Genomic DNA, 11897 nt, shown 5'->3' with positions numbered 1-11897 from the left:
CTTATTTCTCACTCAAGAATATCTGTGCTCTTAGCCAACTTGGCTAAGGCGTTTTCACTAATTAGGCTAATGATGCGTTCAAACTCGCCAAGCTCAGTGGCGCTAATGCCCGCTAATAATTCACCGCGCACATGGATAATCCGCGCTTCGACTTGCTTTAATACGTCTTTACCGGCAGGTGTTAGCGACACGATTCGGGCGCGCTTATCTTTAGTGCAGCAATGACGCTCGACTAAACCTTGATCCTCAAGTTGCCCTAAGGTACGCATCAAAGAAGCCAATTCAATTTCCAGCGCATCCGCTAACACCTTTTGGCTCACGTTGTCACCTAGACGCAATAACTTCCACAACGCGGTCCAACGAGGATGGGTTAACCCAAGTGGTGCTAATTCCACATCCGCCACGGTACGCCATAAGCGGTGCAGGCGACCTAAGTGTTCAGCAAGGGATAACTCCTTTAAGCGCTCGAGTTCTTTATACATGATGCTTACTCATTTACTTAGCCTGCTAAGCATTATACTTAGTTAGCAGGCTAAGTAAATATTTTCTGCTCAGAAAAGATCTGTGCACGCTGCCACGAAATCCGCAAAAAACCGAAAAACAACTGAAAAAGGTTCACCAGCTCGCAAATATAACAAGCAGTATCTCTATAATATTCAAAAAGATATTCAGACAGACATACGGATACTGGGAGGTTTACTGTGAAGAATTTAAACATTAGCACTCGGATAGTGTTAGGCATCAGCCTACTGCTATTTGCGGTGATGAGCTTTATCATGCCGCTAGTGCTATCGGAATTCAGTCGCCAAATAAGGGAGTCTGAGCAACGGGAATTACATAAGTTATACGAAACCGCGGTGGCAAATATCGTCTCATCGGGACAAAGAGCACAGGCGATGGCAACCTTAATCTCATTAACTCCTGAGATCCAAAGTAACTTTGCCGAGCGCGACCGTGAAGCACTACTTCAACGCACCCAACCGCTATTTACGCGCCTTAAACAAGATTTTGCCGTGCAGCAATTTCAGTTTCACACCCCTCCAGCGACCTCGTTTTTACGCCTGCATCGCCCTGAAAAATTTGGTGATGACCTCACCGCAATTCGTAAAACCATTGTCGAAACTAACACCCAAAAACATCCCCTCAGCGGCTTAGAATACGGGGTTGAAGGCTTAGGCATCCGCGGTCTCGTGCCGATGAATTACCAAGGGCAGCATACGGGCTCAGTGGAGTTTGGCATGTCATTTGGACAGCCCTTCTTCGACAATTTTAAAAATGCCTACCAAGCAGAGATAACTCTTTTGCTGCCTAAGGATGGCAACTTTGTCCCCTTTGGTGGCACCTTTACCACCGACACCAGCGCCTCCAGCGAACTCAACAAGGTAATGCAAGGTACTGAAGTGATTCGTACCATCGATTTAGACGGCAAGAGCTACGCCCTGTATCGTCATGGGATGAAAGACTACTCGGGCAAAACCTTTGGTGTGCTCGATATTGCACTGGACAGAAGCCATTCTGAGCAAGCGATGTCCGATATTCGCTTTAAACTCATCATGATAGGCTTTATCGCCTTCCTAATTGGCACCGCCATTGCCTGGTTTATCGCTAAGAGTATTACCCGCCCAATTGCCGAAACAACCAATGCGCTCAATGACATTGCCGAGGGTGAAGGCGATTTAACCCGCCGGATTGAAGTGAAGAGCAAAGATGAAATCGCCCAACTTGCACTCGCCTTTAACCGCTTTGCTGAGAAAATCCACGCGACTGTTGCTCAAGTCTCTGACTCTACTAGCTTACTGGCGACATCGGCCGAAGAAATGTCCGCCATTACCCATGAAACTCAGCAAATGGCAAAACGGCAACACCTCGAGACCGAACAAGTCGCCACCGCCATGAATGAAATGGCGGCAACAGTACAAGAAGTTGCCCACAATGCGACTGATGCCGCTGACGCAGCAACCCACGCCAGCGAGTCAACTGAACATGGTAAGTTGCTGGTTGAAAAGGTCATTTCGACTATAAGTCTGCTGGCGGATGAAATAGCCCATGCTGCCACGGCCATCAACGAACTCGAGCGTAATACCGCGCAGATTGACTCGGTATTAGTCGTTATCCGTAATATTGCCGATCAAACCAATTTGCTCGCCCTCAATGCCGCCATTGAGGCTGCCCGTGCGGGTGAACAAGGCCGTGGTTTTGCGGTGGTGGCGGATGAAGTGCGTACGCTCGCCAGCCGTACTCAAGCTTCAACCAGCGAAATTCAGCAGATGATTGAAGCCTTGCAACAGAGTGCCAAATCCACCGTCAGTACCATGAATACCAGTACCGCCACCACGCAAAACTGTGTTTCGTTGGTGCACGAGGCGGGGGAAGCGCTCGAAGCCATTACCCAAGCCGTATCCACCATTAGTCAAATGAACATTCAAATCGCTAGCGCTGCCAACGAGCAATGTGCTGTGTCGGCGGAAATCAATAAAAACGTCAATAATATTAATGATATTACGACCAATGCCACCGAGAGTGCCGAGCAAACGGCGCGGGCAGGAGACGAGTTAGCACAGTTGTCGATGCGCTTAACCACACTTCTCGCTCAGTTTAGGATTTAGGATTTAGGATTTAGGATTCAAGCAAAACAAAACGCCGCTAAATAGCGGCGTTTTTTTATGCTGTTAACGTTATACCGCCTTTGGGCGCACCCCTAAGGTATGGCAAATCGCATAGGTCAATTCCGCACGGTTTAAGGTGTAGAAGTGGAAATCCTTCACCCCTTCGCGGGACAACACTTTCACCATATCGATCGCCACGTTTGCGCCCACCAGCTGACGGGTTCCGGCATCATTTTCAAGGCCATCGAACTGCTTATGTAACCAGCTTGGTAAGCTCACATTGGTCATGCCCGCAAAACGCTTTAACTGGGTAAAATTAGTCACGGGCAGAATGCCGGGAACGATTTCGACATCAATCCCCGCCGCAACACAGCGGTCACGGAAACGCAGGTAAGATTCCACATCGAAGAAAAACTGAGTAATAGCGCGGCTCGCACCGGCATCGATTTTACGCTTAAGGTTAATCAAATCCGCCTGAGCGTTAGCCGCATCTGGGTGCACCTCTGGGTAAGCGGCGACCGAAATATCAAAGTCAGCTACTGAGCGCAGCAGACGCACTAGATCCACCGCAAAGCGAGTCGGTTTTGGGCTGCCCGCAGGCAAGTCACCACGCAGCGCCACAATATCGCGAATACCCGATTTCCAGTAATGCTTTGCCAGATCTAACAGCTCTTCATCACTCGCATCCACTAAGGTTAAGTGCGGCGCAGCAACTAGGTTGGTTTCTTGTTGAATACGTTCAATCACACCGTGGGTACGGTCACGCACGCCCGAGTTTGCCCCATAGGTCACAGACACAAATTTAGGATTCAGCGGCTCTAAACGACGAATAGAGTTCCACAGGATCTGTTCCATTTCGGGGGTTGATGGCGGGAAAAACTCAAAAGAAACATTAATATCGCCATTAAGTTCAGACAAACTTTGGTTTAGCGAATGTGAATGTTGTGCGTGATGAAAAGCCATGTGTATTTCCTCAACCGCCCGAGTGCGACACTTATCGCGACTGGTACGACTATTAATGCAGTAGTTTAATCCATATGGACGTTTGGACGTCTATATGTCCATATACTAGAGAAACTGGCTGTTAAGTCAAGCCCAAAAATCCCCATTTGTGGTAATTTCTGCCCCATAGATGAGTCTATTTATTCTAGACAATAAAAAAGGACTCGAATGAGTCCTTTAAGTTTATGAATATAGGCAAAATCAACTTGAAGATACGGGGTTTAGTCTCTTCAAGTGTCTTGGTTTATGACTACTCTTGCAGCAGATCGCGGCAGATCTGTGTTAGATCCGATTGTACCGCTGCCGCGGTCACTTCGCGGCCCGCACCAGGTCCACGGATAATCAAAGGATTACCTTGATAGAAAGCTGAGCGGATCACAAACACATTGTCACCGGGCGTGAGGTTGGCGTAGGGGTGGCTCGCATCAATCCACTGTAATCCCACCTCGGCTTTAAGGACTGCCCCGCTATTATCCAAGGAGGCGACATATCTCAGCACTTTGTTTTGTTCCGCCGCCGCGCCGTATTGTTGCAGCAATTCATCATCCAGCTCACCGATACGGGCAAGGAATTGCTCCAGTGGAATATCCGCTAAATGGGCAGGCACTAAGGAGCGCAGCTCAATATCCTCAAGCTCGATTTCCAGACCGATTTCACGGGCTAAAATCAGCAACTTGCGCTGCATATCGCGACCAGAAAGATCGTCGCGGGGATCGGGTTCGGTAATCCCTAAACCACGTGCTTCAATCACTAATTCCGAGAAGGGTTTGCTGGTATCGTATTTCTCAAACAACCAACACAGAGTGCCAGAGAAAATCCCACCCACGGCCTCAACGCTATCGCCGCTGTTACGCAGATCGTTTAAGGCGTGCTGAATAGGTAAACCCGCGCCGCAGCTGGCGTTATAGCGCCAGAATAGACGGCGATAACCGAGTTGTTCCTTCAATTCCCGATAAAAAGGCAGTGGGCCAGAGCCCGCGAGTTTGTTTGCGCTGACCATATGGATGCCGCGCTCGAAAAACTCTGGGTATTGCAGGGTTAAACTGGCGCTGGCGCTGATATCTAATGCAATCAGTTCGTCGCAGTTAAGTTGTTCTAATTGTTCAAATAGATGCTCGTACTGCCAAGGAGTCGCCTCAGCATCGAATTCCTGCTGCCAGCTTTCCAAATCCACACCAGTGGACTTAATCAAAGCTTTACTGGAAGTAACCAGACCGACTAACTCGACTTGCGCTTCAAGCTCTTGATTTAACGATGGAGAAACTGATTTAAACAGCTTCACCCACGCCTCACCAATATTGCCCACACCCAGCAGCAATACGCCAATGCGTTTACGCGGGCCAGCACAGCGGCGATGCACTTTTTGCGTCAGCAGATTAACCTGCGACTGTGGCACTAAGGTCACCAAACTTAAGTCACCACTGAACAAGGGCTTAGCATCGCGGCTCAGTAAACGGGCAAAGCTGCGGCGATAATGCTCGGCATCAGCACTCACCAACGCAACTAAACCGAGTTCGGTATTAATTTGCAGCTCTTTAATGCCGAGGGCTTCGGCCTGCGCATCCAATAATTTTTGTACTTGTTTTTGGTTTTCAGCGGTATAGGCAAGCTCAAGCCGTTGATGCGCCGATACCCAATGTGCCAGTGGCGTTAATCCCGCCTCCACCAATTGCTCGAGCAGACTGGCGACATCACCCGCAATCTTAAAGCCAAATAACACCACGGCATTGAGGTTGGTCACCACGGGCGCACTCGCTGAGGAACTGTGCGGCGCAATCAGGGTAAAGTCGGTATGGGAGGCATAGCTTGAACGCACAGCTAGGCTCACCTCAGTGTTAAACAGCGGCTGCAAAGTACGTGAATGCAACACGGGTGAGCCTAAACGCGCCAAGCGATCGGCTTCAGCGAGGGACATGCTCTTGAGTAATTTTGCATCGTTGATTTTGTTTGGATCGGCGTTAAAGACCCCTTCAACGTCGGTCCAAATGGTCACGCGCTCAATGTCGGCAAGGCTGGCAATTAAGCTGGCGCTAAAGTCAGAGCCATTGCGACCCAATAGCAAGGTATCACCGCGCTCGTTAGCACAAATAAAACCGGTGATCACTAAACGCTCGTTAGGGTGTGCGGCCAGTAAGGCTTGTACTTTAGCGCGGGATTCTTGCACACGGATTTGCGGCACGGCGGCCTCATCTGCCACTAAAATCGAGCAGGCATCCACATGAGTTGCGGCCACGCCCGATTCGCGCAGCAGCGCTGCCATCAGGCGCGCCGACCAACGCTCACCAAAACTCACCACATGGTTAATTTGGTAATCATTGCGTACATCTAAAGATAATAGACTGATTAACTGAGCTTTATCCGTGGTCAAACGTTCGCGTAAATCCCGCGCTTGCTCGTTAGATAATAATTGCTCAATCAAGCCTTGCTGATAGCTGATAAGGACTTGTAATTCTTCTTGCCATAATTGGTTGCTATCGCGCAGGGACAGTAATTTATATAAAAAGTTAGTGGTTTTACCCGCGGCAGACACCACCACCAGATCATCACTGTGGCCATGGGTTAACAGAATATGGGCGACTCGGCGGTAACAATCGGCATCGGCTAAGCTGGAACCACCAAATTTATGTAAGTGACAACGTGCCATCTATTATTCCTCTACTGACAAGCCGCTACGGCGGCCAATCCTGCTTGAATATCTGCAACTAAGTCGTCGGCATCTTCAATACCAACCGACAAACGTAATAGGGTGTCTTTAATGCCAGCTTGAAAACGCGCCTGCGGCTCCATCGCTCTGTGGGTCATGGTCGCGGGCACGGCTACGAGACTCTCGACGCCGCCTAAACTCTCAGCCACGCTGAATAAACTTAATACATCTAAAAAGGCGACCACTTCAGCCTCGCCGCCCTTAAGCTCAAAACTCAGCATAGCGCCAAAGCCTTTTTGTTGCTTGGCGGCAATGGCATGACCGGGATGATCTGCAAGACCTGGGTAATACACTTTACTCACGACTGGGCTGTTACTCAGTAACTCCACAATCCGCTCGGCATTGCGTTGGTGCTCACGAATGCGCACGGCTAAAGTACGCAGGCCGCGCAGGGTTTGATAACTGTCAAAGGCAGAACCGGTTAAGCCTAAGGTGTTCGACCACCAATGTAAGGTCTCACCGAGTTGAGGGTCTTTGGCGATCACCGCGCCGCCCACCACATCGCTATGGCCATTAATGTACTTAGTGGTGGAGTGGATAACGATATCGGCGCCGAGCAATAGCGGTTGCTGCAAAATCGGCGAGAGGAAAGTGTTGTCCACTATCACTAACGCGCCCACACCATGGCTTGCCTTGGCAATAGCTTCAATATCAACCACCCGCAGTAATGGGTTGGACGGGGTTTCAATCCACACCATTTTAGGTTGCTGGGCAATCGCTTGCGCAAGTGCTTGGCTGTCGGTTTGATCGACCACCAGCAGTTTAAATTGGCCTTTTTTCGCCAAATTAGTAAATAAACGGTAAGAGCCACCGTAGCAATCGTGGGGCACCACCAGTAAATCATCTGGGCCCAGTAAAGTGGTCACTAAGGTAATGGCTGCCATGCCAGTACAAGTCACGACACCGGTTGCGCCTTTTTCCAGCTTAGCTAAGGCATCGCCTAAGATGCTGCGGGTAGGATTGCCGGAACGGCTGTAATCAAATTCGCGAGGATTTTTATGACCATCGAAGGCGTAATTAGTCGACAAATAAATCGGTGGCACAACTGCGCCATATTGAGTATCGCTTTCGATACCCTGACGCACTGCCAGTGTGGCTAATTGACGCTCTGCCATGGGTGGACTCCTAAATTCGGTAGACTGATAGAGATGTCTGGACGTCTAAATGTACCTAAGCCCAGTGGTATCGTCAATAGGCGTTAAGACGTTTAGACGTCTAAACATAAAGAAATCTGTTTGCAATCGCTAAGAAATAGTAGCAATAATTTGACTGTAATCTGTAAGGGTTTAAAATCTGCCCCGAATTTAGCGTTATAACAGGTGAGTCAATGACTGAATGGAATGGGGAATACATCAGCCCCTATGCTGAACATGGCAAGAAGAATGAACAAGTAAAGAAAATTACTGTGTCTATTCCGCTCAAAGTGCTAAAAGTCCTCACGGATGAACGTACGCGTCGTCAGGTCAACAACCTGCGCCACGCAACGAATAGCGAACTGTTGTGCGAAGCATTTTTGCATGCCTACACCGGCCAGCCTCTGCCTGATGATGCCGATCTGTCGAAAGAGTGCCCAGACAGCATCCCCGCTGAAGCGAAGCGGTTGATGGACGAAATGGGGATCGAGTGGGAAGACATGGAATAACGCTTAAGCGTCCATAATCCTGCCGTAACTAATTATTAGGGATCGTTAATACTCATCCGGCGTGGTGGGTTAAAGTAACGATCCCTATTTTGTTTTGATGGAATCCTATGTTCTCCTTGATCGATCCACAAACGCTTGCTATTGCGTCTGTGATTGTGTTTTTAGGTGCCCTCACCCAGAGTCTGATTGGGTTTGGCTTAGCCGTGGTCGCCAGTCCGTTGCTGTATATCGTCGATCCCCAATTAGTGCCCGCCCCCGTGATTGTGATGGGATTTTCCATCGCGCTACTCACCCTATTGCGTGAACGCGGCCATTTAGAATTCAATGGCTTGCAATACGCGCTCATCGGTCGGGTGCCCGGTGGCTTTATCGGTGCCAGCCTATTACTGTTTGCGCCGCAGCCGATTCTTGGTTTAGCAATTGCCGCGATTGTGACGGTTGCCGTGGTGCTCAGTTTGTATAAATTCAGCCTGCCGGTGAACAAAGCGACTCTGTTTGGCGCGGGAGTCGTCTCGGGGATCTTTGGCAATATCGCCGCCATTGGTGGTCCGCCGATGGCGATTTTATTGGCGGGTAAGGATGCTTCGCAGTTTCGCGCGGCGTTATCGGCCTTCTTTATCTTTAGTTCGACCATTGCCTTGGCGATTCTTGGTGTGACGGGCCTACTCGAAATCAAGCACTTTTGGCTGTCGCTAATGCTATTGCCCTCGGTCTTTTTAGGCTATCTCGTGGCGGGCAAACTGGTGGGAAATGTGGATAAACATAAGACCAAGATGGCGACCTTAGCGCTCTGTGCTATCAGCGCCTTAGTGCTCACGGTCAAATCAGTGATTGAGTTATTACCGCAATAACCTCATGCCAATTGCAGCCAATCGCAGCCATAAAAAAAGCACCGTTTAACGGTAATGCCGTTCACTTAAGAGTGAACGGCATTTTTCTTTGGTCTAACCGGAAACTTGTTTTTGCTCATTTTAAGGACTCGTGGATATGCCCTTTCCCGTTTACCATCCAGCTTAAATTGCCGTGCATTTCGTTCTATATCCAATACGTCTCTCGGGACATTCCCCGGTGTTTGTGATGACAGTTGTGTCAACTTGAAGATGATATAACTCGCCGCATCCCGAAAACTCAGTTGATTGGGATGGACCGATGGCAAGCTTTTAGCCATCAGCAACATCTTATATCTAATGAGATTGTAGGCCAGTAGCACGCCCCATAACTCTTGAGTCACCAGCTCCGGTAGTTGACTGCGGAGCGTAAAACGGCTCTCCAGTAGATGTTGTTTCATCTCTCTATAGCCCAGTTCGATTTCCCATCGATGGGCATATAAGTCGACGATGTCTTCGCTGGGGTAACGCATCGGGTCTGTCAACGAGGTCAAAATGGCGACTGACTTACCTTTCACTGTCTTAGTGAGTAAACGCGCTTCAAGGGTATCTGGGAGCTGCGGCCATTTCTTTCTGGCTTGAGGTGTCGTGGTGAGTTTCACCCACTGGTCATGTTTCCCCAGCGTTCGCACTACTTCATATTGAGTGCCTTTCTTCAGTGGCAACAACCAGTGGCTATCAGGTTGCGCTTGCTGCCAAGCGTGCAGCAGGCCGAGCGAGTAAAATCCTCGGTCAAATAGGGTTAGGCTGTGATTGGGAATGCTAGGAATGAGCTGGGACGCTAAGTTCATTTCATTTTCGGCAACCGAATCAAAGGCGCTGTTGACCAATAAATGGCTGCTTAACTCCATCAAGCAAACCATGCGAATTTGCGGATAAGCCGCTTCGCCTAAAGCGTTGGCGGTTCGTCCAAAGGCGGCTTGATTTTGAACACTATCGGGTGTCCGCCACACGACACCGTCAACACCATACAAGTTAAGACCGCACCAATGAGGATGTTCAGCTCTCGCGTGCCAGGTATTGGCGCTGCGGCTAAATACTTCTCTAATAACCTCACTGCCCAATCGTTTACGCGCCTGAGTCACGGCGCTGCGTGCAACATAATCAATCTCTTGCGGCAAAACAATGTCGAGTTTGTTGATGAGTGACCGAACAGACTCCCCTCGGAACAAAGCCATTCCGATAACGGCCCAAATCATCGCGTCCATCGGCAATTTACGCCGTCTTAACGTCGCAACGCCCTGGGAGTCTAGGCAAGATTGAATTAACTCAGGTTCTAACACATCAGCTAAGCAGGTGAATTCGGTTAGGCGGGTAATATGGGTACGGGCGAGTGCTTCTGAGAGTTGCATAAAAAATCCGATGACATGAGGTCATCGGATTTTGATCTTTTCAGCGAGATCGTCAAGCGATCTGTCTTAACTGATCGGCATTACCGTTTAACGGTGCTTTTTGTTGCTGTGGATACGAGCTGTCATCCATTCGAGCATCACTTAATCGCATTTAAGTGATACTTATTGCGCTAGCATCAATACGTTAGCTTAAGTAACTTTGGCCTGCATACACAATAAAGTGTCTCAGGGCGAGCACGCCGGTTAAGCTGGCACAGGCCACCATAATCATTGCGCCCTTAGTGTGGCGAGTCGCTGCGGGAAGCAGCATAAATAGCAATGGCACACCAAAGCCAATCCCCACGACACCAATCCAGAATACGCTTGCCCACACGCCAGAGGTGAGTGATGCCAGCGCCGCAGCCGCCGCTCCGCCCTTAAAGTACAAGGCGCAGAACAACATAAACAGGAACATGATTTCGATTGCCATCACAGGCAATTCTAAGCCATGCATTTTAGCTAAGGTCTTGTCGTGGCTATCGGTTTTGAACATCACCAGCGCCAGCACCGCATTGGCCGCCGCACCCGCTGATAAACCAGATACCAAGAACAGTGCAGGCAATACAGCAGTGTTTAGCATCGGATAGGCATTCATCGCCGAGATTAAGAAGCCTGTGTAAGCGCCCACACCAATGGCGAGGACAAACAATAGCACTTCAATCAGCTTTCTAAAGGGCATCAGCAGCTTAGCGATAGGCGCGAGGAAACCTAAGCCCCACTTTGGCAAATCGTCACGCAGTACTAAAATCGCGTAGGCAAATGCCAAGGGTGAGTAAGCCAGCAGCGCTAATACCCCAATCGCCATAACGGACTGGAAGTTGTAGTTAATTAAGATCAACCAGAAGTGGAAAGGCTTAGTTAAATCAAACACTAAACAAGCCAAGCCTAAGCTGATTGCCACAGGGCCAATAATCGCCGCGGCCTTGAGGATATTGCTCTCAACTTGTGTTTGTTCTTGATTAAACCAACGCAAACCGATACCAATCAGCAAACTTCCGGCGGATAAACCCGCCATAAACAGATACACGGCGATGACCCAGTGCCAAGTGACGGGATCATATTGCGCCATATCGCCCCAAGTATTGTTCATAATCAAATCCCCCCTCTTTTGGTAGGAACGCGATATACCCTAGGTTTAGTGCCTAAATGGGTCTTATCTTGGTAAGTGATCTTAGTGTTGAGCAATGTGGCCACTTCACTTTGTGGATCGTTAGCATCGCCAAACACCAAGGCATCAGTCGGGCACACAGTCACACAGGCAGGCTCTTCACCCCGGGCCAAACGCGTGTCCTTACAGAAGTTACACTTGTCAGCCACTTTGGTTTCGGGATTCATAAAACGCACTTTGTAGGGACACGCCGCCACGCAGTACATACAACCCACACACTTGTCGCCGTGGATGGAGACAATGCCATCTTCGCCCACATAGGCCGCGCCCGTTGGACACACCTTCACACAGGGCGCATCTTCACACTGCTGGCAAGACACTCTGTGGTACTTAAAATGCAGATTGGGCATTTCGCCATAGGGCCCTTCGACTCTCACCTGCAAACGGGTCACCCCTTCTGGAACGCCGTTTTCACTGCGGCAAGCCACGTTACAGGCTTGGCAGCCGATGCACTTGTTCTCATCGTGCACCATCACATATCTTTTCGTCATTTGAGC

The 11897-nt window shown here is 49.5% G+C and carries 10 protein-coding genes; 3 read left to right on the top strand and 7 right to left on the bottom strand.

Annotated elements, in window-relative coordinates; genetic code table 11:
- Positions 1-8 precede the first annotated feature (8 nt).
- The gene (gene slyA / locus FJD32_RS03380; protein WP_140906442.1) at positions 9-482 is read right to left on the bottom strand and encodes a transcriptional regulator SlyA; all 474 of its coding nucleotides are present in this window, start codon (positions 480-482) and stop codon (positions 9-11) included.
- 219 nt (positions 483-701) lie between these two features.
- Between slyA and FJD32_RS03375 the strand changes: the two genes are divergently transcribed.
- On the top strand, positions 702-2606 hold the full coding sequence (locus tag FJD32_RS03375; protein ID WP_099457420.1) for a methyl-accepting chemotaxis protein: 1905 nt from the start codon (positions 702-704) through the stop codon (positions 2604-2606).
- A 69-nt stretch (positions 2607-2675) separates the two neighbouring features.
- On the opposite strand, the gene metF is transcribed toward FJD32_RS03375, so the two are convergent.
- From metF to metB, 3 genes are all read right to left on the bottom strand, one after another.
- Positions 2676-3569, bottom strand: a complete 894-nt coding sequence (gene metF, locus FJD32_RS03370) for a methylenetetrahydrofolate reductase (RefSeq protein ID WP_037422525.1) — start codon at positions 3567-3569, stop codon at positions 2676-2678.
- Positions 3570-3858: 289 nt separating this feature from the next.
- Positions 3859-6252 (bottom strand): bifunctional aspartate kinase/homoserine dehydrogenase II, encoded by a 2394-nt coding sequence (locus tag FJD32_RS03365; RefSeq protein WP_140906441.1) that lies wholly within the window; start codon positions 6250-6252, stop codon positions 3859-3861.
- Positions 6253-6263: 11 nt separating this feature from the next.
- Entirely contained in the window at positions 6264-7427 is a 1164-nt protein-coding gene (gene metB / locus FJD32_RS03360; protein WP_140906440.1) for a cystathionine gamma-synthase, read from the bottom strand.
- 212 nt (positions 7428-7639) lie between these two features.
- On the opposite strand from metB, the gene metJ reads away from it, so the two are divergent.
- Both metJ and FJD32_RS03350 read left to right on the top strand, forming a co-directional pair.
- The gene (gene metJ / locus FJD32_RS03355) at positions 7640-7954 is read left to right on the top strand and encodes a met regulon transcriptional regulator MetJ (RefSeq protein WP_011073770.1); all 315 of its coding nucleotides are present in this window, start codon (positions 7640-7642) and stop codon (positions 7952-7954) included.
- Positions 7955-8061: 107 nt separating this feature from the next.
- Positions 8062-8805, top strand: a complete 744-nt coding sequence (locus FJD32_RS03350) for a sulfite exporter TauE/SafE family protein (protein WP_047536325.1) — start codon at positions 8062-8064, stop codon at positions 8803-8805.
- A gap of 65 nt (positions 8806-8870) precedes the next feature.
- Here the strand turns inward: FJD32_RS03350 and FJD32_RS03345 are convergent, their stop codons facing one another.
- The 3 genes from FJD32_RS03345 to FJD32_RS03335 form a co-directional block, all read right to left on the bottom strand.
- Positions 8871-10193, bottom strand: coding sequence for an IS4-like element ISSba6 family transposase (locus tag FJD32_RS03345; RefSeq protein ID WP_088585763.1), 1323 nt, complete (start codon positions 10191-10193; stop codon positions 8871-8873).
- 184 nt (positions 10194-10377) lie between these two features.
- Positions 10378-11322, bottom strand: a complete 945-nt coding sequence (gene nrfD / locus FJD32_RS03340) for an NrfD/PsrC family molybdoenzyme membrane anchor subunit (RefSeq protein WP_037430671.1) — start codon at positions 11320-11322, stop codon at positions 10378-10380.
- Between the two features lie 2 nt (positions 11323-11324).
- Positions 11325-11891 carry a 4Fe-4S dicluster domain-containing protein gene (locus FJD32_RS03335; protein ID WP_011073773.1) on the bottom strand — a complete coding sequence of 189 codons (567 nt, stop codon included), beginning with the start codon at positions 11889-11891 and terminating at the stop codon, positions 11325-11327.
- Positions 11892-11897: the final 6 nt, after the last annotated feature.

Source organism: Shewanella sp. LC6, from assembly GCF_006385735.2.
Lineage (GTDB): Bacteria > Pseudomonadota > Gammaproteobacteria > Enterobacterales > Shewanellaceae > Shewanella > Shewanella xiamenensis.
The sequence above is the reverse complement of the archived record's forward strand: the minus strand, read 5'-3'. Positions and strand labels throughout refer to the sequence as shown.